Source organism: Hahella sp. CR1 (assembly GCF_029813005.1).
In the GTDB taxonomy this organism is placed as follows: Bacteria; Pseudomonadota; Gammaproteobacteria; order Pseudomonadales; family Oleiphilaceae; genus Hahella.
Genome location: NZ_JAPELK010000003.1, coordinates 478625 through 503001, shown reverse-complemented (window position 1 = coordinate 503001; position 24377 = coordinate 478625). Strand labels below are relative to the sequence as shown.

At 52.2% G+C, this 24377-nt stretch carries 24 protein-coding genes; 18 read left to right on the top strand and 6 right to left on the bottom strand.

Annotation, left to right across the window (positions count from 1 at the left end; translation table 11 throughout):
• Positions 1–4 precede the first annotated feature (4 nt).
• The 3 genes from ONV78_RS10200 to ONV78_RS10190 all read left to right on the top strand — a co-directional run bounded on the left by ONV78_RS10200 (position 5) and on the right by ONV78_RS10190 (position 2217).
• Positions 5–541 carry a DUF4166 domain-containing protein gene (locus ONV78_RS10200; protein ID WP_279503045.1) on the top strand — a complete coding sequence of 179 codons (537 nt, stop codon included), beginning with the start codon at positions 5–7 and terminating at the stop codon, positions 539–541.
• A 151-nt stretch (positions 542–692) separates the two neighbouring features.
• A complete protein-coding gene (locus ONV78_RS10195) occupies positions 693–1565 on the top strand; it encodes a sterol desaturase family protein (RefSeq protein ID WP_279503044.1) in 873 nt (290 codons plus the stop codon).
• Positions 1546–2217: a response regulator transcription factor gene (locus tag ONV78_RS10190; RefSeq protein ID WP_279503043.1), complete on the top strand. Its 672-nt coding sequence runs from the start codon at positions 1546–1548 to the stop codon at positions 2215–2217. The genes ONV78_RS10195 and ONV78_RS10190 overlap by 20 nt, the downstream gene beginning before the upstream one ends.
• 35 nt (positions 2218–2252) lie before the next feature.
• Here ONV78_RS10190 and ONV78_RS10185 read toward each other — a convergent pair whose 3' ends face one another.
• Complete coding sequence (locus tag ONV78_RS10185; protein ID WP_279503042.1) at positions 2253–2897, bottom strand: putative adhesin; 645 nt, start codon at positions 2895–2897, stop codon at positions 2253–2255.
• A gap of 271 nt (positions 2898–3168) precedes the next feature.
• Here ONV78_RS10185 and ONV78_RS10180 point away from each other — a divergent pair, with 271 nt between their 5' ends.
• On the top strand, positions 3169–3771 hold the full coding sequence (locus tag ONV78_RS10180; RefSeq protein WP_279503041.1) for a DUF4279 domain-containing protein: 603 nt from the start codon (positions 3169–3171) through the stop codon (positions 3769–3771).
• A gap of 75 nt (positions 3772–3846) precedes the next feature.
• Here the strand turns inward: ONV78_RS10180 and ONV78_RS10175 are convergent, their stop codons facing one another.
• Entirely contained in the window at positions 3847–4443 is a 597-nt protein-coding gene (locus tag ONV78_RS10175; protein WP_216739646.1) for an isochorismatase family protein, read from the bottom strand.
• A gap of 384 nt (positions 4444–4827) precedes the next feature.
• On the opposite strand from ONV78_RS10175, the gene ONV78_RS10170 reads away from it, so the two are divergent.
• From ONV78_RS10170 to ONV78_RS10155, 4 genes are all read left to right on the top strand, one after another.
• Positions 4828–5979, top strand: a complete 1152-nt coding sequence (locus tag ONV78_RS10170) for a HAMP domain-containing sensor histidine kinase (RefSeq protein ID WP_279503040.1) — start codon at positions 4828–4830, stop codon at positions 5977–5979.
• Positions 5980–6041: 62 nt separating this feature from the next.
• Positions 6042–7130, top strand: coding sequence for an alpha/beta fold hydrolase (locus ONV78_RS10165; protein WP_279503039.1), 1089 nt, complete (start codon positions 6042–6044; stop codon positions 7128–7130).
• A 19-nt stretch (positions 7131–7149) separates the two neighbouring features.
• The gene (locus ONV78_RS10160) at positions 7150–7548 is read left to right on the top strand and encodes a GFA family protein (RefSeq protein WP_279503038.1); all 399 of its coding nucleotides are present in this window, start codon (positions 7150–7152) and stop codon (positions 7546–7548) included.
• 139 nt (positions 7549–7687) lie between these two features.
• A complete protein-coding gene (locus ONV78_RS10155) occupies positions 7688–8917 on the top strand; it encodes a hypothetical protein (protein WP_279503037.1) in 1230 nt (409 codons plus the stop codon).
• On the opposite strand, the gene ONV78_RS10150 is transcribed toward ONV78_RS10155, so the two are convergent.
• Together ONV78_RS10150 and ONV78_RS10145 are read right to left on the bottom strand one after the other, a co-directional pair.
• The gene (locus ONV78_RS10150; protein WP_279503036.1) at positions 8914–9780 is read right to left on the bottom strand and encodes an ABC transporter substrate-binding protein; all 867 of its coding nucleotides are present in this window, start codon (positions 9778–9780) and stop codon (positions 8914–8916) included. The two genes, ONV78_RS10155 and ONV78_RS10150, sit on opposite strands and share 4 nt — an antisense overlap.
• 1 nt (position 9781) lies before the next feature.
• A complete protein-coding gene (locus tag ONV78_RS10145) occupies positions 9782–10597 on the bottom strand; it encodes a transporter substrate-binding domain-containing protein (RefSeq protein WP_279503035.1) in 816 nt (271 codons plus the stop codon).
• A 190-nt stretch (positions 10598–10787) separates the two neighbouring features.
• Between ONV78_RS10145 and ONV78_RS10140 the strand changes: the two genes are divergently transcribed.
• The 7 genes from ONV78_RS10140 to ONV78_RS10110 all read left to right on the top strand — a co-directional run bounded on the left by ONV78_RS10140 (position 10788) and on the right by ONV78_RS10110 (position 17059).
• Positions 10788–11798, top strand: coding sequence for an SPFH domain-containing protein (locus ONV78_RS10140; protein WP_279503032.1), 1011 nt, complete (start codon positions 10788–10790; stop codon positions 11796–11798).
• Complete coding sequence (locus ONV78_RS10135) at positions 11795–12736, top strand: sugar kinase (protein WP_279503030.1); 942 nt, start codon at positions 11795–11797, stop codon at positions 12734–12736. Before ONV78_RS10140 ends, ONV78_RS10135 begins: the two co-directional genes overlap by 4 nt.
• A 50-nt stretch (positions 12737–12786) precedes the next feature.
• Positions 12787–13149, top strand: a complete 363-nt coding sequence (locus ONV78_RS10130; protein ID WP_216739637.1) for a hypothetical protein — start codon at positions 12787–12789, stop codon at positions 13147–13149.
• A 116-nt stretch (positions 13150–13265) separates the two neighbouring features.
• Positions 13266–14915 carry a methyl-accepting chemotaxis protein gene (locus tag ONV78_RS10125; RefSeq protein ID WP_216739636.1) on the top strand — a complete coding sequence of 550 codons (1650 nt, stop codon included), beginning with the start codon at positions 13266–13268 and terminating at the stop codon, positions 14913–14915.
• Between the two features lie 174 nt (positions 14916–15089).
• Positions 15090–15728, top strand: a complete 639-nt coding sequence (locus ONV78_RS10120; RefSeq protein ID WP_279503027.1) for a hypothetical protein — start codon at positions 15090–15092, stop codon at positions 15726–15728.
• A gap of 93 nt (positions 15729–15821) precedes the next feature.
• On the top strand, positions 15822–16520 hold the full coding sequence (locus tag ONV78_RS10115; RefSeq protein WP_279503026.1) for a hypothetical protein: 699 nt from the start codon (positions 15822–15824) through the stop codon (positions 16518–16520).
• On the top strand, positions 16520–17059 hold the full coding sequence (locus tag ONV78_RS10110) for a hypothetical protein (RefSeq protein WP_279503024.1): 540 nt from the start codon (positions 16520–16522) through the stop codon (positions 17057–17059). Before ONV78_RS10115 ends, ONV78_RS10110 begins: the two co-directional genes overlap by 1 nt.
• A 5-nt stretch (positions 17060–17064) precedes the next feature.
• Here ONV78_RS10110 and dinB read toward each other — a convergent pair whose 3' ends face one another.
• Both dinB and ONV78_RS10100 read right to left on the bottom strand, forming a co-directional pair.
• Positions 17065–18135: a DNA polymerase IV gene (gene dinB / locus ONV78_RS10105; protein ID WP_279503022.1), complete on the bottom strand. Its 1071-nt coding sequence runs from the start codon at positions 18133–18135 to the stop codon at positions 17065–17067.
• 104 nt (positions 18136–18239) lie between these two features.
• The gene (locus ONV78_RS10100) at positions 18240–19196 is read right to left on the bottom strand and encodes a LysR substrate-binding domain-containing protein (RefSeq protein ID WP_279503020.1); all 957 of its coding nucleotides are present in this window, start codon (positions 19194–19196) and stop codon (positions 18240–18242) included.
• Between the two features lie 242 nt (positions 19197–19438).
• Between ONV78_RS10100 and ONV78_RS10095 the strand changes: the two genes are divergently transcribed.
• The 3 genes from ONV78_RS10095 to ONV78_RS10085 all read left to right on the top strand — a co-directional run bounded on the left by ONV78_RS10095 (position 19439) and on the right by ONV78_RS10085 (position 24374).
• Positions 19439–20839, top strand: coding sequence for an MATE family efflux transporter (locus ONV78_RS10095; RefSeq protein WP_279503019.1), 1401 nt, complete (start codon positions 19439–19441; stop codon positions 20837–20839).
• A 330-nt stretch (positions 20840–21169) separates the two neighbouring features.
• Positions 21170–21742, top strand: a complete 573-nt coding sequence (locus ONV78_RS10090) for a hypothetical protein (RefSeq protein WP_279503017.1) — start codon at positions 21170–21172, stop codon at positions 21740–21742.
• Positions 21743–21821: 79 nt separating this feature from the next.
• The gene (locus ONV78_RS10085) at positions 21822–24374 is read left to right on the top strand and encodes a reprolysin-like metallopeptidase (protein WP_279503015.1); all 2553 of its coding nucleotides are present in this window, start codon (positions 21822–21824) and stop codon (positions 24372–24374) included.
• Positions 24375–24377 lie beyond the last annotated feature (3 nt).

Genomic DNA, 24377 nt, shown 5'->3' with positions numbered 1-24377 from the left:
TGCTGTGACACAATGGTTCGGTGACGCATTCTCGCTCCTACACCCACTGCTGCAACAACTGCACCGCGAGGGAGGAACGCTGACAGGACGAGTGCAGGTTGAATACGGGCCGGGGATAGCGGGTTGGATTGGACGTCGTATCGCGGCGAAGACCGGCGCCCCGCAGACGACAGGAATGGTCGGTTTTTGTGTTGAAATTCGTCATACGGGCGATGCGTTAGTGTGGAGTCGCACCTTTGAATCCGGCGCACAGATGCGCTCGCTGTTTCGCCCCCATGGCGCGTTTCCTGACGGTTACTGGAGTGAATCCACCGGCGGCGTAGAGCTGCATTTGGGCGTGGATATTCGCGAAGGCGGCTGGCGCTGGGTCCCACAACGCTGCAAAGTGCGTGGAATCCCTTTGCCTTTATGGCTGGTTCCACGGACGGACGCCTATAAAACCGTAGTGGGCGACCAGTACCGGTTTGCCGTGACCCTGAGCCTTCCCGTGTTGGGAAAACTAATGAGCTATTCTGGAGACCTGCGTCTGGGCGGGATGTAAACGACCCGCATAAGCCTCTGTCTCACGCGGCGCTGGTGCGTCACTATCTGCTGTCTTAATACGCTCTTAATCCCGCCTTTTTTAAGCTCTCCCGCAATGAGGTTGGTCGCAGCATGGGTTGTGGCGGTGAATATCGTTGTGGGAGGCGAGAATGGAGAATTTGCAGGCGCGTTTCGATGCGGTGGGTGTCTGGCTGGAATTGATTGACTTGAGTTTGCTTGCCGCGCTGTGCGTCGTGGCGGCGGGCGTGTGCTGGGATATGGCGCGAAAGCGATGGGGGCCTTTACGTGAGAAGCTCGCCAATATCGCTGTCGCCATCGGTAATACTCTGTTGGAGAGAACGTTGTATGGCGCGGTCTTTCTGATTGCGCTTTGGCTGGTGGAGCCTCTGGCTTTGTGGCGTATTCCGATAAATGGCTGGACCTGGGCGCTGGCGCTTCTGGCGGCGGACTTGAGCTATTATTGGATGCACCGAATCGAACATAAGGTCAGGATTTTCTGGACCATCCATAGCGTGCATCATTCTTCGGAGCGTTTTGACTTCAGTACGTCCTTGCGGCTTTCCTGGCTGGAGGGCCCGGTAGAGTGGATCTTTCTGGTTCCCATGATGTTGCTCGGGTTTGACTTGGCGCAGACGATGGTGGCGTTTTTGGTTGTTGTTGCTTACCAATCCTGGATTCATACGGAAAAAGTGGAGACGCTGGGTTGGCTGGATCGCGTTTTCAATACGCCGTCTGCGCACCGGGTCCATCATGGTTCTCATCATCCCTATCTGGATAAAAACTTCGGCGGCGTGCTGATGCTTTGGGATCGCCTGTTTGGGACTTATCAGGCTGAGATCTCGCCGGTGCGTTATGGTTTGACTGAGCCATTGGCGTCCCGCAACCCCTTTGTAGTGGTGTTTCATGAGGCGGCGGCGTTATATTCGGATTGCCGAGCCGCGCTGTCATGGCGGGATCGGCTACAGTTTTTGATCAACCCCCCTGGCTGGAAACCGGACTCCCATGCGCATACTGATCATTGAAGACGACCGTCACCTGGCGGCGGCCATCGCCGACTATCTTGAGCTGCAGCAGGCGGAGTGCGACTTCGCCTTCAATGGGGCTGTCGGTTTGCAGCGCGCGGCGCAGGACCGGTTCGACGCCATCATTCTGGATTTGATGCTGCCGAAAATGAACGGCTTTGATCTGTGCCTGGAACTGCGGCGTCAGGGGATATATACGCCAGTGTTGATGCTGACCGCTTGCGATACGGATGAAGAACAACTGCAGGGGTTTCGCAGTGGCGTTGACGACTATGTCGCCAAGCCCTGTGCGATGCCGTTGCTGTGGGCGCGTTTGCAGGCGCTGGCGAGACGCGCGTCGAAGCAGGGTGAGGCATTGCGAGTGGGGCCGCTAAAGTTGCGTCTGGGGGAACATCGCGCCACCCGAGAAGGGCGGGAGCTAAAACTGACGCCAACCGGCTGGAGGCTGTTGGTGACGCTGATGCGACGCAGTCCTGACGTCGTTTCCCGAGAGCAGCTGGAAGCCGCCGCCTGGCCCGGTGAAGACGTCGATCCGGGCAATTTCAACGTCCAGCTTCATCAGCTACGTAAAGCCGTGGATAAGCCCTTTGCGCAGGCGTTGATACATACCGTTGTCGGCGTCGGCGTATGCATTCGGGAAGACGGCGCCTGAGCATCCCTGCTCGGCGCATCATAGTCGGGAACTGATCAAGGGTTGTTGCGGGCGTCCCAACTGCCGCTTGGTCCGATCATTCTTGAACGGCAGAATACGCAGTGAATCTTGTTGTAGCGATAACCGTTGCTGGCGAGCATGTCGAGAGCGTGCTTGAGATTGACGCCGCCCATCAGTTTCCGATTGCGTACGGTCAGTACGTCAAACTTGGGGAACGGGTTGGGACAGAGGCGCTGCACTTCCGCCATCATTCGCGCGTCGCCGCTGTTCAGGGCGTCCTGGCGCAAAGTGATGAATGTGCGGTTGCTGTCTATATCCCGACTGATGCTGTCGTAGGTCTCTCCGGTATCATCCCCCTGGTATTTGCTCAGGCTGTAATTTCTGACTTTTGTATTGGGGTGCAGATGTTGCAAAAACTTGGTTTTACCGCTGATAACGGAACTCAGGCCCGGGTCCAGCAATGCTTGAGTGTGTGGGCCGTAGAAATAAAGCTGGGTCCATTCCGGCACGCCGATCCAGCCGCCCAGACCGGGAATGTTGCGCGCCCAGCCAGTCTGCTTGCCGAAATCCGGGCGTGAAATATAGCCCCCATGAGAGGTGATAAGCAGGTTTTCCGCTATCATGCCGGTGGCGTCAGTGAATAAATACAGTTTGTCGCCTAATGGGATTTTCTTCGCCATATATAGTCCTGAAGTGTCGTTGAGAAAGCATTATAAAGATGAATGTTAAAAACCGTCTGTTGTTGGCATGTAACAATAAAATCTGCAGTGTCCTTGGCATAATTAGTATGCTTAATGGATTTGATAATCAGATCCTAAAAAAGTTCCATAAAGGGGATTTCCTTTGAACGACGCTTTAAACAAAAAAAGCCGGCGGCGACCATGCTCATATTGGAGGTTCAGTGCAGGATTTGAGTGAACTTATTGTCGGTATCGGGGCTGCGGAAATAATATGCCTTCCTTGGGCGTTACTGACCAGGTTTTAGCCAGTCATAAAGTTGCGCCGACGCCAATAAGAATAGATATGAATGCACAAATGGATTGCTGTAATGTCTATTATTCTTTAGTAGATGAATCTTATTATTTTGTGCTTGCCTTGAAGCAGGAGGCTGAGCAATGGCGAGTTAATTGGACATATATTGAGCCTCATGTCAGGGTAAGATTAGTCATTCAATCCTCCTTGATAACACCTGACAAAATATCCTCTTTTATTGGGCTAAACCCAACGCAAAGTTATTTGCAAGGGGAGAAACGAAATAAATCTGTAAATTCCGTCTATCGTCAACATGGATGGGCGTTTGAATTGGATAAAGACACTCCGGCTTCCCTGGAGCAAAAGCTGGATAAATTAATATCCGTCATCGATGAAAAAAGAGAAAGTCTACGCACTCTCGGAGAGTCAGCGAATATTAGGGTCATGGTGTGGTATGACGGCTACAAAGACTGGATGGGAGGGGTGGCGTTGTCAGCGGAGCAGATGGCTTTGCTGGGGGAAATAGGAGCCGGTCTGGAGATTGATATACATGCGTCGGGCCCGGATTGGCCGGACCCTTAGCGTCTAGGCGTCAGCCGTCTTTCTGCAAGGTTCGGGGCTGACGCGTTGGGGCTGATGCGGTGATAGGAGCGAAACCTATCGATGAGGGCGGGGAGCTACTTCTAAATGATTGTAATAGAAAACATTAGGTTCATTTTTCCAAGTGGCTTCCTCCGTACCTCTCAATACTGCGCCGGATGTATAAACTTTACAAAGTTTATTTAGTCCATCAAACTTCTTTGTATTAAGCCTGTCCACATAGCCGCCTACGGCATTTACTTTTACACATTGATTTGTTTGCGTTCCGATAATAACGGCCCCAGTAATATTCTGTCTTTTGATTTCAGCTGCGATATCCAGATTTGTTTCGGGGTTGAACATACTAATGTGCGGCTTCTTAACCACTGTGGCGCCGCGCACGCAATAGTCTCTCCATGTTCTTACTCCCACCGGCGGAGCTCCGCCAATGACGATAGGTTGCGCTCCTTGTCCGAGCGCCGCGTGATCAATTTCTATTAAGTAAATGGGCATGCGCAAAGTTTGCGCTTTAGTTATAGTCGCCAATAGTGAAGCATGATTCCTGGGCGCCTGCCCTCCTTGTTCATCTATGACAAATAATGCGAGTTTCTTTCTGCCTTTTTTAACTTCATTGTTCATGGCTTCATGTAAAGAAATGGTGTTGATAATGGTCATTATAGTATCCTTGTTCCTTTGTGGATTATGATTCTGATTGGTCGAAACGGGATGATGTTCAGTTTAAATAATTATTAGAGTTGTCGGTGTTCAGTTGGGTTTGACGTCGACTTATTTGCAAAGGCGTCAAATAATTGGATAACACCTCAAAAAATAGGTATAAATACCTGATCTCTTTGGCTTATTAATAATGAGAATGATTAACAGGTATTGTTTGAAGCAATATAGTCTCCAGAGAATGACATGATGTTTAACTCAAACAGGGAAAGACCTCGCGCTCGCGCCAGGACATTGGCTCGAAGTCTCAGGGATCAATTGCGTTGGATGGGAGCGGGATTGCTATTAGGGTGCCTCACTCTGGCTTTTATCTCATCCTGGAACAATATGGACTGGGCAGGCGATACGCTGATGAAACTGGAGGCGCAGGCTCTGTTGCGGCAGTCCCTGCGAGAGGGAGGCGCTCAGCAAACGAGTGATGGGTATTTGAGTCTCTATCAAAGCTGGGCGGCGGTGCCAGAACAAGTGCGGTCGCAATTTGGTTCTGAACCGGCCCGCGATGGCGAAGTACTGGAAGCGGTGGTTAGAAACGCAGGAGAAGAGGCGTTTTTATATTTGCTGCCCTTTCAGACTGAAACAGGAGAGCGCCGGTATTTATTAAGTCGCCATAACCGCGCGGATATTGAAACGCTGGGAGAGGAGTTTTTCAGCGCTGCATTGATGCATTCATTGCTCACCACCCTGGCGGTGTTCGGTTTACTGTTTGCACTGTTTTTCTGGTTGATTCGGCGGGCTACGCAGCCTATCGCCCAGCTTAGCGCCTGGGCGCAAACCCTGGGAACCCGGGCGCGGGTGGATGCGCCGCATTTTGAAATCGAAGAACTTAATCAACTGGCGCAGCGTATGCAGGAAGGCGTTTCCCGCATAGAGGCGTTTAATGAGCGCGAAAAACAGTTTCTGAAGCACGCCAGCCACGAGATGAGAACCCCTCTGGCGATTATCCAGGCCAGCCTGGACACCCTGGAATTGCAAACCGGCGAGGCGGGTAAGGCGTCGCTGCGGCGAGCGCAATTGGCGGGGGCGAACATGGCGCTGCTGTCCAGCGCGCTGCTATGGCTGGCGCGGGAGTCCCCGCAAGCGTTAAAGAGAGAGCGGGTGACTCTGGATACGTTTTTCCAGGCGATCATTGAAGATCACCGATATTTGCTGACGGGCAGGGATGTTGCGGTGCGACTGGAGCTGAGCTCAGACATCATCAAAATTAAAAAAAGCCTGTTGCACATCGTTTCGGCGAATCTTGTTCGCAATGCCTTCCAGCATTCCTCCGAGGGTGAGATTGTCGTGATCACAGACTCTGAGGGGCTGCGTTTGACGAACCCGATTAATCCTGAAGACGCTGACGCCAATGTAGAAGGGTTTGGTCTGGGGCTGGAGCTGGTGCGGCGCATCTGCGACAAGCTGCAATGGCGTTTTTCTGTCGACCTGACAGGGGATGGGGCGCAAGTAAACGTGATTTGGTCGCCGACATCGCACTCTTAAGACGATCTTAAGGTCGCGCCGGATTTAATGTAGCGGACTTCACAATAGGTTAGGGAGAGAAGATGAAAGTTGTGGCGGGTCTGCTGGTTGCGTTTGTTTTGGTCGTTGTGGCGGTATTGGGGATATTGGACCAACATAGCCTGAAATATGCGCAAAGAAGCGATTTTACTTTTTCCTATGGCGGCGAGCAGCTGGGCGCGACCCTGCTGACGCCGGAAGGCGACGGCCCCTTTCCTGTGCTCGCGTTTGTGCATGGCGATGGCCCGGTGGACCGTTTCGCTAATGGCGGCTACGTGGCTATCATGAACCGCCTGCTGGAGCGCGGCGTGGCTTGTCTGAGTTGGGATAAACAGGGCGTTGGCGAGTCCAGCGGCGATTGGCTGTCGCAAAGCATGCCGGAGCGAGCGGATGAGGTGAAAGCGGGCATAGCTGCACTGCGAGGGCAGGCAGGTGTTGATATCAGCGCGGTCGGCGTCATTGCGTTCTCGCAAGGGGGTTGGGTGCTGTCGGAATTAGCGACAGGCGCAGAAGGCGTGGACGTCGATTTTATGGTGGCGGTTGGCGTCGCCGTCAATTGGCGCAGCCAGTCGCTTTACTTGCAGCGCCAACGCATGCTTGGCGAGGGATATAGCGAAGAACAAATCGCGATGGCGCTGGCGTTCAGCGAAAAATCGGACCGCTATCTCTCGCAGAATCATCTCACCTATGACCAGTATCTGACGTGGCTGCGCAATAGCGCCCCGCCAGCCGGCGTATTAACTGAGCCCATGTCCCCTGAACGCTACCGCTTTGTCATGCGTAACATGCAGGCTGACATGAGTGCGGGGCTGGTCCGCGTCAAGGTTCCTTTTCTGGGGCTATTCGGCGAGAAAGATCGTAATGTGGATGTTCAGGAGAGCATCCAGACAATAGACAGCGCTTTTCAATCCTCAAACTGGCGGGATTACCAATTGAAGCTGTTTCCTGGCGCGACGCATAGTCTGTTAAAGGCGAAATACTTTGACTTCCAAACGCCTGCGGAGTGGACGTTATCTGCTGAAGCGATGTTTCTAATACTGGGGCCAGACGCCTTTGTAGAAGGCTTTCTTGACGCATTGGGCGATTGGGTGATCGCCTTGTCGAAGGACGTGGAGAAAAAAACGGTTCCTTAGAAATTCGGGGAGACTGGATATGGCTGACATTAAGGGCTCTTGTTTATGCGGAGCGGTGAAATTCCAGATCGAAGGTGAAATCAAGGCGCTGACCTACTGCCATAGCAGCCTGTGTCGCAAGGCGCATGGTTCGGCCTTTGGCGCCTATATTGTGACCGGCAAGGACAGTTTTGTAGTGTTGGAAGGCGTTGAGAGCCTGCGTAGTTATCGCTCCTCCTCCCATGTCAGCCGGACCTTCTGTGGCGACTGTGGATCGAATATTCAATTTATCCGCGATGGGTGGGATGACATTGGCGTCGCCGCCGGCGTTTTGGACGACGATCCCGGCGTAAAGCCTTCCAGGCAGATCTATTGTGATTCGAAAGCGCCCTGGCATCCGTTGCAGGAAGAGATCCCGCATTTCGCGCAAAGTTCCTGAAACGCGAAATTGACGCCAAAGGGTTAACACGAGGCTGACCCGAACGCGGATATGGGGTAGGGTATCGGGCTTGGTCGGCGTGTCCCGTTTGCAATGAACGACGCGCTGAAGTCCGCTTTGCAATTCAGTCAGGTATCCAATGAGCCATTCGAGCAGTTCTATAGACGTCCATTCCATTGTTTATTTCTATCAAGGTGCGCCTGTCGATGCCGACGATATCCCGGCCGGGGCCGAATACACCTGCTTTCTGCTCAATGACGAAGAAGTTACTGAGTACATGATGTTCTGTGAGCACAACACAGTATTTCGTATTCTCGGACCTGCTGATGATGGTGATTACGCCGCCAGAGCGGTGGCGATATGGGAGCATGCGTCCACGCTGGAGAACGGGCCGGAAATTAGCCCTGACGTAGTCGTCACAGTAGAAATTCCCGATGAAACCTTCCCACACAATATCCCCATCGGCGAATTGGAAGCGTATAAGGTTCATGCGGAATACCGTGTCGACGTGAATCTGGAAACTGGCGAAGCGGCGCTCAAACCGAACCCTGATAATGCTTTCCGTATGGAGGTCACTGATCGTGGCCCCCATCCTATCCCGGTGAAACATGTTTTCTTCAATCAAGATAAGGACATACTGGGTATAGAGTATCCCTTGTTGGGATTTGATGAGAAATATGGCTTTAGCGGCCCGTTTTCCTTTGTGGAGCTTTCCGAGCAAGGTATTCAGGCCATGCGCTCACTTGAAGATGAGGACGATGATTGGGATGAGGAAGGACAGGTCATTTTCCCGGTGGACTGTCAGGCGCAACTGGAGGAAGTCCTGCGTTTCGTCACCCCGGAGCTGGTGGCCTTTGTTGATCTCGAAGGCGTTCCCATTGAGCATGATCAAATCATGGAGCATTCCGACTATCGACGTCACTGGTTCCATAACGATCAAACTTTGTCGATGAGCGAGCTGATCGCGGCGCGGGGCATCGCCCACACAGAAATCATCAATGTGCCGCAGAAACTGCATCAACAAACGTTGCATGCTTATCTGCGCCGGATTCACGCCAGTAAGGAAGCCATTTCTCTGGATGGCCTGAGAGCGACCCATTACGTCGTGCTTTACGAGCCGTTGTCACAGGAATCAACTGCTGCGGTCCCACTGGAGGCCGGGCAGTCCAAGTTGCACAGCTCTGTCTATACGTTGAAAGGCGTGCAGGTGGTGTCTGAATGTATGGTGTTTGACGCCGAAGGACGCCCTATCAAAAAGATGAGTTTTGGCCGACCTGGCGAGAAGACGCTGATGTATGAAGAAATCTTCAAATTCGATGAAAACGGCCAGCCGGTGGATTCGGAAGTCATTCACCACGATTTCAGTTAAGGCGAGGCGGTTTTTTCGATTTCTTCCTCAGTAACGGCTTGCGGCAGTCGATAGGCGCCGCGCCGTGAGTCTTCCAGATAGCGGTCGAGCAGACCGCTTTCTTTCAGTTGTCGCAGACCTTCATTGAATTGTTTGACGCGCTCCTTGTTCACCGGCAGGGCGCGGGTCAGTATCAGATGATAGGTGGTGCTGTTGTAAACATGGGGAGAAATAGTCAGCTGCGCTACGTCTTCCGGCGAGAACAGCTCATATAGCAAGGCATAGCCTGCGTCTTTGTCGGACGGAAAGACGTCAATTCTTTTACGCAGTAGTTTGGTGAAATTAATCTCATCGCTGGACACTCGTTCAATTTGCACCCCTTCCGTGCCTTCAAACTGGTAGGAGTAACCCAGGGTGCCGCCAACCCGGTAGTGCTTCAGGTCGGCGAAACTGCTCCAGGTGAAATCCGAATCCACGCGGTGAAAAAACACCGACTCGCCCATAACCACCGGCTGGCTGAAGTAAAACTGCGCTTCCCGGTCGACGGAGGGACTCCAAAGCAGGCTGCCGTCCAGATTTCCCGACAACGCTTCCGCATAGGCGCGTTTCCAGGAGTCAAAGAAGACGTATTGCACGTTCACGCCTACGATGCCGAAAGCTTCCGTAACAATATGGCTGGCCACGCCATAATGCTTGAGCGTTTTCGATTGATAGGGAGGCCACTCGCCATTGGCCAGACGCACGGTGACGCCGGCGGCGAAGGTGAGGGTGGCGGACGACGATAGCGTGAGCGCGATGACGCTAACGGCGGCCCAGTGGCGACAACATCGACCCGCTTTTTTCCATTTTTCGCTCCAGCATCCGACGAGGAGGCGTATCGCCATGTCAGGGGTCGCTCCTGACCTGCTCGGTCGGGCTGATATAGCTGTCCAGAATCTCTTGTAAGCGTCCATCTTTCTGCATTTTGGTGATGCCTGAGTCCATCAGCGCCTTGAGATATTCTCCCTCTGGAGTGCGGGGAAACATCATGTGATAGCCCTGCGGAGGAGAGTTGGGTATGGGGGTGTACTGCATCCCCGGCGTGGCGATCAAATCCAGCCCTTTATGGGCGAAGCCCTGCATGATTTCGTAGTCGGCGGTAATCAGGTCCACTTTACCGCTACGCAACTTCAGGAACAGGTGGTCATAGGTTACGGAGTCAGTATCCATCGAGTCGCCAGGGTGTTCCAGATAGGTGTAATTGTAGCCGGAGAGTCCGCCGATGACGTAAGTGTCCAGCAGGCTTTTTTCCATTTCGCCCAAGCCCTCGGGAAACCGCTGTTGCAGGTAAAAGAAGTAAAGGTGCGTCCAATAATAGGGAAGGGAGTACAGGTACTGTTTGCTGCGCTCCTCGGTATAGGACGCATTGAGCAGCATGTCGAATTGCCGCGCTTTTCTGACTTCCAGCAAACAGCGCTTCCAGGAAGGAAGTTCAATGGAATACTTGATATGGTTGCTTTCCAAAATCTCCCGCGCCACATCCACTGCGTAACCGGCAATCTCCTTTTTACCGTTCTCCACTCGATAAAATGTATAGGGCGGCCATTCTCCTGCGTCGTCGCAAATCCTCACGAAGGACAGCTCCGTCTCCGCCGCATAGACGTCCTGAACGATAAGCAGCCATAACAGCGCAAGTACAAACCGGGTAAATCGGCGCCGCATGTATAGTTGAAGTCTCTATCGATGAGAGTAACTGTATTAAAGATAGTGCATGCGGAAACAGTCTACAAAGTGGCGGGACGACAGGCATAGCGATGTCAGGGAGAATTATTGATTGACAAATAGTGGCTCAGAGCCTTTAATTGTTTTGGTGGCTTTGAGCCACTATTTAACATTAAGGAAGAGGTCACAGATGTTCAGATATATAAAAACCGAACCCACCACCTACATCATGCAATTCAACAAAGGGAAGCTTAAGCGGGAGGGCGCGGGGCTGGGCTTCTTTTACTTTGCGCCGACGACGTCATTGGTTTCGATTCCCATTGGCTCGGCGGACTTGCCTTTCATATTCAAAGAAAGCACCAGCGACTTCCAGGAAGTCACGGTGCAGGGGCAGGTGGTTTACCGTGTAAAGAGCCCCAAAATTCTGGCGGCGACCATGAACTTCACCCTGGCTGATAACGGCAAATCCTATGTTTCGGACGCGCCGAAGAAGCTGCCGGCGCGCGTTCTCAATTTGCTGCAATCCATTACTCGCAACAGTATCCAGAATCTGTCCTTGAAAGACAGCCTGCTGGCTTCGGAAACACTGGCCGCGACCCTCGCCAGCGCGCTTGATTCCGCCCCTGTGCTGGAGAAACTGGGGGTGGAAATCCTGGATGTCTCCATTCTGGCGATCAAGCCTAATCCAGAAACCGCCCGCGCGCTTGAAGCCACGGTGCGTGAGCAGATGATGAAGGATGCGGACGAGGCGGCCTATACGCGCCGTAACGCAGCCATTGAGCAGGAGCGTAAGATCAAGGAAAACGAGCTGGAGACGGAAATCTCCGTCGAACAGAAGAAGCAGCAGGTCAAGGAAGCGGAAATGGACGCCCGCATGGCGGTGCAACGCAAAACTCAAGAACTGCAGCGGGAAGTGCTGGAGAACGAAATAGAGCAGGAGAACAAACGTCAGGAACTGGTGGCGGTCAGCGCGGAGAACAGCCGTAAGGAAGCGGATGTGAAAGCCTATGCAATAGCCGCCAGCATGAAAGCCATGGCGGAAGTGGATAACCGTATTCTGGAGGCGATCACCAACAGCTCGATGAATCCTGAGCAGCTAATCGCCCAAGCCTTCCGCCAGTTGGCGACTGGCGCTGATAAAATTGGTCAGTTGAACATCAGTCCGGATCTGATGCGTGAGCTGCTGGGTAAAAAACGATGAGTGATCGCGCTACGGAAACCAAACTGATTCTGGTGAAACGCCGAACGCGGCTGGAGGAGCTGGCCTGGCGGCATAACACCGAAGAACAGGCGCGCTTTTACATTGAGAGCCGGGGCGAGGACTTTGACGTCTATATTCACGAGGACCAAAGCTATCGCGCATCATTGGCCGCTGTAGAAACAACGCTGTCACGTATAGGACGCGTACAGACCCTTGATCGCGATTTCCTTAGCAATTTTATCTTCGGCGCCCAGGATGTGGTGGTCGTGCTCGGACAAGACGGACTGGTGGCGAATACACTGAAGTATTTGCATGGTCAACCCGTTGTGGCGGTCAACCCCGATCCCGCCCGCATCGACGGCGTATTGCTGCCATTCCAGGTGGCGGACCTGGATGCGGTGCTTAGGGAGCTGCTAAAAGCGAAGCGGCCGATCAAACGGGTGTCCATGGCGGAAGCCAGCCTCAACGATGGCCAGACCATGGTGGCGGTGAACGATTTCTTTATCGGGCCGAAAAACCATACTTCTTTACGTTATGAAATCGATTTTCGCGAAGCTTCGGAAATGCACAGCTCAAGCGGCGTGATCGTCTCTACGGGACTGGGTTCCACCGGATGGATGCGCAGCGTCATCGCCGGCTCCCTGGGTTTGGCGCGAGCCCGCGGCGCGCAAGGCGACAGCGCGGACGCCTATCAACCACTCTCATGGGATGCGCAAAAGCTGCTGTTCTCCGTTCGTGAACCTTTCCCCAGCAATACGACCCAAACCGAACTGGTGTTTGGAGAAATCACTGGCGGGGAAGCGCTGACTATCAAATCCCGCGTTCCGGAAAACGGCGTTATTTTCAGTGACGGCATGATCAGCGACGCCATCGAGTTCAACAGCGGCGCAGTAGTTAACATTAGTTTGTCGCAACGATATGGTTCAATTGTTCATTGATAAAATGGTTTGAGCCGTAACGGATACCTGTAAATACAAGGAAAAGAGCTATGGAGCCCTATGAAAGCTGGCCGAAAGAACAATACAGTCGCAAAGTTTCGGCGTCTCACGCCTTTGGCGAGCACCTGTTCAACAAAGTTCGAAAAGAAGCGTTGTATAGCATGCGATCGTATGAGAGCGACAGAGACCGCGAGTTAGTGGAGGAGACGGTGGATGCGACGCTTTACGCCATGATGCAGTTGCTGGACGGGATTTTCCTTAACGCAATTGATGAGAAACATCAGGCTGAATATGCGCTGATTCAGCGTGTGCGTGACAATGAGGGCGTGTTGCTGGAAGAAAGTGAACTGGCGCCAGACGGCGAGGGGCTTTGTATGGGATTCCAGGGTTGGCGTGAAGGGGATTTTGGTTGAATGAAAAATTCCTGAGCCGGACTGCCTGCGGAAGCCTGAATCTTGACTACACTTTTAAAGTCTAAGCCCCGTTGAATTGATTTGCGACGCAAGCATCCGCGAAAAGGGAGTATTTCATGAGGGAAGCGCATCCTGCCACCGCTATTGACCGTTTCTTCGCCCAGTTGACTCTGAGACAAAAATTCCTGGGACTCAGTGTGGTCATCATGATCATGTTTATCGCGTCCAGTTGGTATAACGCCAGCCTGACCCGTGAATCGCAACGTGACGCTCTGCGCGAGAGCGCAATGAATATGGTGGAGGCGGCCCTTCATAACCTGAAGCAGTATAAAGCGCAGCACCCGGACGAATTGAATCAGTATATTGGCGAGATGCTTGGCGGCCTGCGCTGGGGAGAGTCCCTGGACGGCTATGTTTACGCCTTCTCCGTCGACCAGAAGTTTGTCGCGTTCCCCCCTAAACCGGAATGGGTGGGGGAGCCAGTTCCTAACATTGACCTTAATGAAGGCGGGCGCTTTGGCGATGTGGCGTCGCAATGGTTTCGCGCTGGCAAGTCCGGATTTGTAACCTACCAATGGCGTAAACCGGGAAAAGACGAGCTGGTCGATAAGACCACTTACATCGAACCCTGGCCCGAGCAGGGCTGGATTATCGCTTCGGGGATATACCTTGACGATGCGGATGAGCTGTATCAGGAGACATTGACCCGCCTGGTTTGGGTCAGCATTGGCGTGCTGGTCGTCATGTTCGCCGCGTCGCATTTTGTTGTTAACGCGATGCAGCGCAGTTTTTCAAGAGTGGTGGCGGCGATGGAGAATCTGGCGCGGGGCAACCTGACTTTTCATCTGGACTGTATCGGGCGCGATGAGGTGTCCCACATCAGTCGCGCCATTGAATCCACCCGGCGCTCCTTGGCGGATCTGATTGGCAAACAGATGGAGATCAGTCGCTCTCTATCGGATGAGTCAAAAGAGCTTTCCTCCCGTATGGCGACGGCTAAACGGGCGATAGACGATGAATCTTCTCAGCTTGAGCAATTGTCGTCCGCCATGGAAGAGATGGCGGCGACGGTGAGGGAAGTAGCGGAGCACGCCAGCACGACCTCGGCCGCAACCCAGGCCACCAATGAACGCGCGGCTACCGGTAATGAGTTGGTGGGGGATGCGGTTAACGTCATCAATAATCTGTCACGCAACCTTGATAATTGTTCTAAAGCGGTGACGGACATCGCCAATCAGGTGGATACGATTTCTTCCGTCACCGATAGCATTGAGAGTATTGCGGAACAAACCAATCTGCTGGCGCTTAACGCCGCGATTGAGGCGGCGAGAGCGGGAGAAAGCGGGCGCGGCTTTGCGGTTGTGGCGGATGAAGTGCGGCAACTGGCGATGCGCTCCCGGGACGCCACGGGTGAAATAAACGGCACTATTGAGGCGTTGAAGAAGCAGGTGCGGGATGCAGTTGAACTGATGAGCGCCAGCGTTGAAGTGGCGGAAACCGGCTCTTCCAAAGTGGGCGAGTCAGGAGAAATGTTTGACGGCATCGTGACGGAAATGGGAGAAATCACCAACCGTAGCCTGCAAATCGCCACTGCGGCGGAACAACAGGGCAGCGTGGCCGGTGAGATGACCGCTAACCTCGCTCATGTGCGGGACGCGGTCAGAGATACCGAGCAGGTAGTGAGCAAATTGTTTGATTCTTCCAAAAATCTCAGCAACCGGGCGGCGCAATTGAAAGAGATGGTTTCTAATTTTAAGGTGGCTTGAGAAACAATTTTAAACAATCGGCGGATAACCTCTTGTTGCTATTCGTGATATACAATCCTGTAAAGGTCCCGGCAAGCATACAGGGAGTAACGACCGATGAGAGGCCGTCATAGTTTGTCGGATCAATAATTAGAATAAAGAAAAGTTGGGTTAAGCTCACATGGAGGGCAGTGCATGGGCTTACACTTGCACAGTTTAAAATATGCGGCTGGCGTCTCCCATTCATCCTTATTATTGTCGCCACTGGCATTGGCGTTAAGCGTTGGGTTGGGAAACGGCCTGTTCTGTTTTTTGATCGATGACGTGATCGGACGGGACTTCACTTACTATCACCTGTTTCGCCTGGGGCCCAGCCTGATGCTGAGTCTGGCGATCATCGCCTGGATCGCGCGTTTTGATACGGTGAGCGGTAAGGGCGCGCTGGAAATCAGCGGCAAAATATTTCTTGGATGGGCCACCGCTTTGTTCATGGGCGAAACGTCCATGGAAGTCTCTGCCACGCTGAAGTGGGCCGGCATCGCGGTTGGCGCGCTGATTGGCGGTGGATGCGTCTATTGGGCGTTTCATCCTTATCTGAAGAATACGCCTCCCTTGCACGATGCGCTGGTCAAACTGACCTCCATCACCCTACTGGGCGTCGCCTGCGTCATGCTGCTGTTTGAAGTCATGGAAAATGACGCGATCCAAAACTGGCCCCCTCTGCTGAGACGCCTGCTCGGCAACACTATCCTGTTCACCCCCTGGACTTATATCGTGCTGATATGCGCTGGCAGTTGGCTGGTCAAGGAGGGTGGGAATAGTCAAAGGGGTTGAGGGGGTAGTCTCTTTGGTATATTCATAGGGGGGAGGGTATGGCATATAGTTGGTGCCTGTATATCTAACTCACCTCTGTTTTAAGGAAGAATTATGCCTGCTTCTACCACTTTACCTGAACATATACAATCTTATATTAGGCGAAGCTTGATTGATCGTGAATATATTGTGGGGGGCGGGGCAGATAAAAATGATGCACTTAGCCATGTTGTAGGTTCTACAAACTTGGTTAAAGTTGATATTATAGACAGGTTTAACTTGTATAATTCTAGTGATAGGGAAGTATATTATCGAGGGCATGAAGAAGAAAAGGAGTTGTTGGAGGAAATAGTTAGGGACTGGAAGTCATATAAGTTTAATAATCTTCGCCTAACGGGACATAGCTGGGGTGGCCAGGCTGTAATGAATATTACCCAAAAATTGTTTGTCAAAGGAGTACCTGTAAAGGAGCTAATTACACTTGACCCTGTTTCAATGCTCCCATTAGCAAGGCCACAGGCTGAGAAATGGGTTAATGTCTACATTCGTCAATCTATTTTGGATAATACTATAGGGAAGCTTCCTTTGGTAAATCAAGTTGTCAGCAGTGTTGCTTCGCTTCCCACTTTATTAACAGCAAATGGGCGAGCAGGTGGCTATATAGCCAACATAGGTAGTCAGTTGGGGCATGAAAATGGCGCGTATAATTATGAAATGGATGTCTCACATGCAAATGCAGGAGAAATGTATAAAAAAGCATTATCTTTGTTGGAGAAAGCACCAACAAGTCCCAAAGCTATGGGGGTTCGATAGTGAAGAAAATAGTGTTTCTTGTTGTATGCTTTTCATTATTTGGTTGTGCTGGGTCAGTCAATATCAGTCAGCAGGAAATTCGGCATGTAAACATTTCTACCAGTGATGGAATGGATCTTCCTCATAGCTTGGTGGTGCTGTTTGAGTCTGACCAGAAGCAGGTTCTTGAAAGCGCCCCTGTTTTAAGGTCGGATTTTACCCTGTATAGCGCTCAAAACGAGAAAGTTCTCAGTGGTACGAGCTTGGTGAGCTATTACTTAGGTCACGTAAAGGCTATCGTAAACACCCAACCGGGCAGTGAGTACAAGTATGCTACGGTTCTGGTAAAAAATTACAGGGTAAGAGGGCGTTTGTCTGGTAGTCATGAGGAACAGTCTGTAGACATTCGCAAACAGCCTTTTTCCTATATGACATTGTCCATTGCTGCACCGAGTGTCGGACTGCCCAAATCCTTGGTGTCCAACACTATACGGCTATCAAAAGAGGAAATTCTCGCCGCACTTGAACACGATGGAGAGAAACTTTCTTATACGCCATAGAGGCCTCAAAACAGCGAGAGCTGCTCCCCAATATTGTTATTTTTAGGATCTTTCAGTCTGACTCCCATGCCCAACAGGCGCACGGGCTTTTTCTGGCGCGCCCAGGCTGCGCTCATGAGGCGCAGGTAGTCGGGAAGGCTTCGCCATTGGCCGCTGTAACCCGGTAGAAGTTCTTCAAGGGTGGTCTGAGTGAAGTCAGCGAATTTGACTTTGACGAAGCGCTTACTGACCAGGTAGGCGTCACTGATGCGATTGAAGCGCTCCAGTAGCTCTTCGAACAAAGGCTCGCAATGATCGAGAATAGCGTCGAGATTCTGCAGATCGCGATTATAGGTATGCTCGACGGACAGGGATTTACGCACCCATTCTGTCTGCACGGGACGATTGTCTACGCCGCGTGACAGGTTGTAGAGGCGTTCGCCGGAGCTGCCGAAGTGACGCTGCAGATCTTCCTTGGATAGTTGCTGCAAATCGCTGCAAGTGGTGATGCCCAAGGCCTCCATTTTCGCTGCAGTCACTTTGCCGACGCCATTTATTTTGCGAACAGGAAGCTGGGGGATAAAGTCTTTAACGTCTTGTGGCCGAATGACGAAGATGCCGTCGGGCTTATTCCAGTCACTAGCTATTTTGGCCAGAAACTTGTTCGGGGCGACTCCCGCCGATACGGTCAATTGCAAGTCTTGCTTCACGCGTGCGCGAATTTCTTCGGCTATAAGCGTGGCGCTGCCTTTACAGGCTTTGCATTCGGATACATCCAGATAGGCTTCATCCAGTGACAGTGGTTCGATCAGGTCGGTGTAGTCGCGAAAAATCTTGTGAATGTCTTTGGATACGCTGCGGTAGACCTCGAAGCGGGGACGAATGAACACTAAATCCGGACAGAGCAGGACGGCTTTCGCTGAGGACATGGCCGAACGCACGCCAAATGCGCGGGCGTTGTAGTTGCAGGTGGCGATGACGCCGCGCTTGTCAGGGCTTCCGCCCACCGCCACTGGCAGATGCTGCAGTGACGGATTATCGCGGATTTCTACGGAAGCGTAGAATGAGTCGGCGTCAATGTGGATGATTTTTCGCATAAAGCCTGTCTGCAGGCGGCCTCAACGGCGTTAACATGGCCCAAGGATAACGCCTCAGGACTGCGTGAACCAGCCTGTGTGCGCTATGAAACCGAGCTGTAAATCTACTTGCTCAAAGGTGTCAATGCAGGAAGCAGCCTGATTGTTTCCAGCCGCTCCATATCTTCCTGCAGACCTGCAATCAGCCAGCGCTTGAATGTAAGAATGCTGGGGTCGGAGGCGCGCAGTTTCTGATGCACAAAATAATAGCCCCAGCCGCTGTCGTGACTGTGATTGCGAGGCGTGGTCAAAATTCCATTTTTCAGCTCATCCATAATAAACAGCGGGTCCGCCAAGGCGACGCCATGCCCCTGGATGGCGACGGTCACTGGCATATCCAAGGTATCGAATATCAGCCCAGAAGACGGGTCTACACCAGGAACAGGGTTTTTCGCCAACCAATTGCGCCAATCTTCATGAGTGACGGAAGGGTGTAATAGCGGCAAGTTGCGAATAAGGCGGCTCCAGTCATTCCCGTGCTGCTTCAGCAAAGAGGGATGGCATACCGGTACAAGCTGCTCTTCCCGCAGCAGGTTGGCTGAGCCGTTATCCCGGCGGCGTCCGCAATGCAGGACGATGTCGTAGTGATCCAGATCCAGGTCCGCTTCTTTCTCCGCAGACAGCCACATTGTCGTAATTTTCAGCTGGACATCTTTGAGTTCTCGTTGCAGCTGAGGCAGGCGAGGGAACAACCAACGGACGGCGAGGGACGGCGTTACTTGTAAGCGCAAAATGTTTTTCTGATGGGAAGACGCGGCGTCACAGGCTTTGACCAACTGATCAAAAATATCTCCCAGGCTGTGAAAGAGTTTTTCTCCCGCTTCCGTTAATTTGATATGACGCGCCCGTCGCAGAAAAAGAGGCTGCTCAAAATATTCCTCAAGTAATTTTACCTGTTTGCTGACCGCGCCTTGGGTCACATTCAGTTCGTGCGCGGCGATGGAGAAGCTGAGTAGTCTGGCGCTGGCCTCAAAGGCTCTTAGCGCATTTAGCGGCGGTAACTTTCTAGGACGAATTGGCATGAAAAAAACTCATGTATAAAGGCGAATGTTTCGCTTGTGAATATTGCCGCTCCAACCTAATTTAGGCAACAGCTTTGTTAAGGCTCCACTATCGGCAGCCTTTAACTGGCTTCGTTTGGAATGAACATGGACCTGCGGGAAACAGATTCCAGACGACAGCTTTAATTTATTAAGTGAAACTAACTAACAGGTGTGTGGCGAAGGCTCGTCGTGAGACGTTGCCGAAGAGTGAGCAAGGAAAAATGAGCAGGTTAAGAGAAGTTCTGAAATTATCCCTTCCGTTATCAGCGGCCCAGGTTGCGCAGTCAGCTATGATTTTCTGCGACTCCGTTATGTTTGGGATTTTGGGAGTGGAAGAGTTGGCGGGCGCCGGGTTGGGCGCGGCTATCTTCAACTTCATATTGGTGGTGATCAGCGGTTTGCTCGCAGCGGTCGCTAATGAGGTCGCGTTTCATACCGGCCGCGGCGCGCGGCAGGATATCATTCGTATCGTCAAAGCGGGCCTGATCCTCGTTGTGGTTATCGCCGCCACGGTGGCGCTGGCGATGAAAGTGACGCCTGCGCTTTTGTTAAGCATGGGACAGGAACCACAGGCGGTGGCGTATGCCTCACAATATCTGGGACAGGCCGCCTGGATCAGTTTGCCGGCGTTTACCTTCATGGTGCTGCGGGGACTGGCCGCTGGCATGTCGCGCACGACCTCCATCATGCGCATCAGTCTGGCGGCGGTCGCGCTTAACGTCCCGCTAAGTTATGCGCTGATGACCGGCTGGCGCTTTTTCCCTGAACTGGGCATCGCCGGCGTAGCGATTGGCACGGCGTTGGTGTGCGTCTTCATGTGCGTCATGCTTGTATTGGACTTGAACCGTTATGCGGAAGTCCGCGAAGTGCTGGGCGGCCTGACTAAAATCAAAACCCGTTTGGTGGACTTCAAACCTTTCTATACTTTGGGGCTGCCAATCATGCTGGCCTGGACCATGGAGGCGGGATTGTTCACCGCGGCGACTTTATTGGCGGGCGCTATGGGCGCGGTAGCGCTGGCGGCGCACCAGATTGCCCTACAAGCGGCTTCCATGTCCTTCAATATCTATATCGGATTCGCGCAGGGGGCATCGATCCGGGTAGGGCAGTGTTACGGTGAAGGCCGTATGGGAGAGTTGAAGAGCTACGCCTGGACCGGTCTCTCATTGGGCGGGATATTTTGTCTGGTGTCCGCATTGGTATTTTTATTACTTCCTGAGCAGATCGTGGGTCTTTTTACCCTGGGCGGTGAAGGGGCGTTGGATCAGGATGTCATGACGCTAGGCGTCAGTCTGCTTGCGGTGGCTGCTATTTTCCAGGTGGTGGATGGCGCTCAGGTCATCATGATGACCGCCTTGAGAGCCTTGCGCATGGGAGCGGCTCCGACCTTGATTACAGTGGTTGGATATTGGTTGGTAGGCTTCCCTGTGGCGTGGCTGCTGAAAGGCCAGTGGGGAATAGTCGGCGTCTGGATGGGATTGGGCGTTGGACTTGGATTTACAGCAATATGTCTTACCACACTGTTCAACTGGCGGGTGAACCGAGCGTTAAAAGGAGAATTACGGAAAGAAAACAGTACTTTTGTAACGGCGCCAACTGAGTCCCAATTAACTCACAACTAAGCCAAATGGCCGGCGCGTCAATCGTTCTTTTCCATTAAACTGCCTATAAATTCAATAGGTTGTCGCACCTCTTTAAGCATGAGTCGATATTAGACAGTGCATGACATGCTTGAGGTGCAGCGACCTGTTGTGATTAGAGGCGGTCTTCCTTCTCATTCTTACAAAAACTATATAGTAGTCCGCCCCGAATCCGTTTATATATTGAGGATTAACTTGGTTGTGTTCGTTTTTTGATCGCAACTAGCCGCAGTTTCTCTCGGGGGTATAGTGCAGTTACGCAAGTCCATAAAGTCAGCGCAGCAGTTTGCTTTGATTGGAGGAATCGTTTTGATGTCCCAGACCGCAAGTGCTGAGACGTCATTCTGGTCGCCGATTGTGGAGACGCAGAAAACGCAAGAATTTCCGTATTTCGCTGTCGCGTTGAAAGGCGAAGAGCTTCGCGCCTACCTCAGAGCCGCCCCCCAAGAAGGTGCCGCTGAGGGCTTGCAATTAACATTGCCCATGCCGGACCGGCGCTTCATTGCTGTCGAGGCGTTTGACTCGCCGGTGATGGTCCCTGAGCTTGCTGAAAAGTTTCCCAATATCCGAACTTACAAAGTTCATGGCGTGGATATTCCCACCTTGTCTGGCCGCATCGATTATACCGACGCAGGCTTCAAGGCTTTTCTCACCATGGATGGCCGTAGTGTATTGATAGAACCTGAAAGCCGGTTTTCCGACAGGAAGACGGAGGATCGCTACCGGGTTTTCTTCAAACAGGATCTGCCATATATCCCCAAACCCATTGAGCCGGAAGGCGCGCTCGTACCGGAACAAGCCGGGAATGACGCTGAGCCCCATGAAGAAACGGCGAAATCGGGGTTCTTCTCTCGGATGTGGCGATCTATTAAAAGCTGGTTTTAACCGCCGGTGAACTAGCCAAAGTCCCCGCCTTCAGGGGACAGGCGTCAGAGATTTTTATCAGGTATTTGAGTTGATGAGCATGAATAAAGCAGCATTTTTTGTGGCGTCGCAGTTGGCGCTGGCTATCGCCAGTGTTACCCATGCCCAGTCTCCCGATGGATTGTGGCTGGACATGGCGGGTAAGGCGCAGGCGCAGACTGAGTCGGCGTTCCATTATCGCGGAATAGCGGCGGATATTGAGCGCCTTAGAGTCTATCTGCAAGACGCCCCCCTTGAGGGCGCGTTAGAAGGTTTGCCGTTTTACTATCCTAAACCTGATGGCGGCTTTATTTTGCTGGAGGCGTTTTACTCTCCTGTCATGGCTCCAGAGTTAGAGGCCAAGTATCCAGAGCTGCGCACCTACAAGGTATTTGGCGTTGAGGACAAAGGCGTCAGCGGGCGTATTGATACAACGCCCCGTGGATTCCACGGTTATGTGAACACCCCTGAAGCCACCATGGTCATCGAGCCGGAGTCCAGCTTCAGTGAGACAGACAGCGCGAGCCAATATCGCGGCTTTTTCAAAGAGGACATGCCAAGTAAAGAGCCTTTGCAGTGTGAAACGGCGGAGCATGATCACTCCGTAGAGAGTGGTAATGAATATGGTTATCTGAAGTCTCTTGAAATGCCTGTAATGGCCGAGCGAGCAAGTTTTGGCGATAGTTATAAGGTATATCGTCTGGCTATGGCTGCTACCGGTGAATTTTCAGCTTCTGTTAGCAGTGATTCAAGCAATCCTTCTGTTGCGGAAACTCAGGCATTTATTGTTTCTGTGGTTAACCGTCTGAATCAGATTTACGAAAAGGAAGTCGCGGTTCGCTTACAACTGATTGGGAACAACGACAAAATAATTTATACCAACTCAACAACTGACCCTTACACAGGCGGTAGGGCGGCTAATGGATCAGATATCCTGCTTAATGAGAATCAAGCGACGTTAGACAGTGTCATTGGTTCCGAAAATTACGATGTTGGCCATTTGCTCAATCAGGTTGGAGGTGGTCTGGCGTTTGTTGGCGTCTTTTGCAACAGCAGTGGTTACAAAGCTAAAGGGCGGACTGGGCTAGGCAATCCTGATGGTAGATTTGAGTATTTTGTCACTGACTTATTAGCCCACGAATTAGGTCATCAGTTAGGGGCTGGGCATACATTCAATGCGGTAAGCGGCGGTTGTAAAGATAACCGGTCGTCCAGTAGCGCATGGGAAGTTGGGTCTGGTTCGACGATAATGTCATACTCGGGATTGTGTTCTCCTCAAAATATACAAAATAGCGCCGACGACTACTTTAACGGGGGCAGTCTGGAGCAAATCCACAATCATCTTACGGGTAGTGGAGCTAGCTGCGGAACGCCGGTAAATACAGGGAATGCAGTTCCTACTGTGAATGCAGGTCCGAGTTACACGATTCCCGCCCGGACGCCTTTCATGCTCACGGCGACGGCTAATGATACTGATCCAGGCGATTTATCTGGACTAACCTATACGTGGGAGCAGCAGGACAGAAGTGATAGCGGTGGAACCTCTGATGCGGTTGAAATGGCCACTGATGATGGAAAGCGTCCTTTGTTCCGTTCTTTTCAAGGAACGACTTCATCTACGCGTTATTTCCCCAAATTGGATGCAATTCTTTCCGGTGATCTAAGCAGTTCTCTAGGGGAAACTCTGCCTACGACCGACCGTGATCTTAATTTCAGGGTTACCGTTCGCTCTGGCGATTTTGGCGTGAACCAGGACGACGTCAAGTTAACGGTTGATGGCGACTCAGGGCCATTTAAAGTAACGGCACCAGGCGCCGGCACATATACCGGTGGACAGCAGATGGATGTGTCCTGGAATGTAGCGAACACCGATCTAGCGCCAGTAAACTGTAGTCAGGTAGACATCGAGCTATCGAAAGACGGCGGAACTTCATTTACTACAGTTATTAAAACCGGCGTGGAGAATGATGGGTTTGAAAGAGTTGCGGCCCCGAATACGGACACATTAAGTGGCCGTATTCGGGTAAAATGTAGCGACAATGTGTTCTTCAGTATTTCGCCCACAAATTTCGCTATAGAGTCAATTAACACTTCAGGGGCCATTTCTGTAAGCGCGGTCAGTGCGAACCAAGTTGAAGGGAATAGCGGTCAGACTGCTTTTACTTTCCAAGTTTCCCGTCAGTACGCGATTGTCGATATGACAGTGGATTACAGCGTAGCAGGGTCGGGCGCTAATCAAGCCAATGCGACCGACTTTGGCGGCGCATTGCCTTCTGGATCAGTGAGTTTGTCCGCGGGTGAGTTCAGCAAGACATTTACGATTAATGTTTTTGGCGATATGACATTTGAGACGGATGAATCTTTCACGCTGACAATAAGCAATCCATCTTCTGGAATTCTCGGCCAGGCGACGGCTTCAGGTGTTATCGCAAACGATGATGAAGAGCCGACTGGTGGCGACGACTCAGGTGGTAGCGACTCAGGTGGTAGCGACTCAGGTAGTGGCGACTCAGGTAGTGGCGACTCAGGTGGTGGTGACTCAGGTGGTGGCGGCGCAGTTTGGCTGATGCTGGCGGCGCTGGGTTGGTTGCGGTTTAAATTTCCTCGTAAATAACGC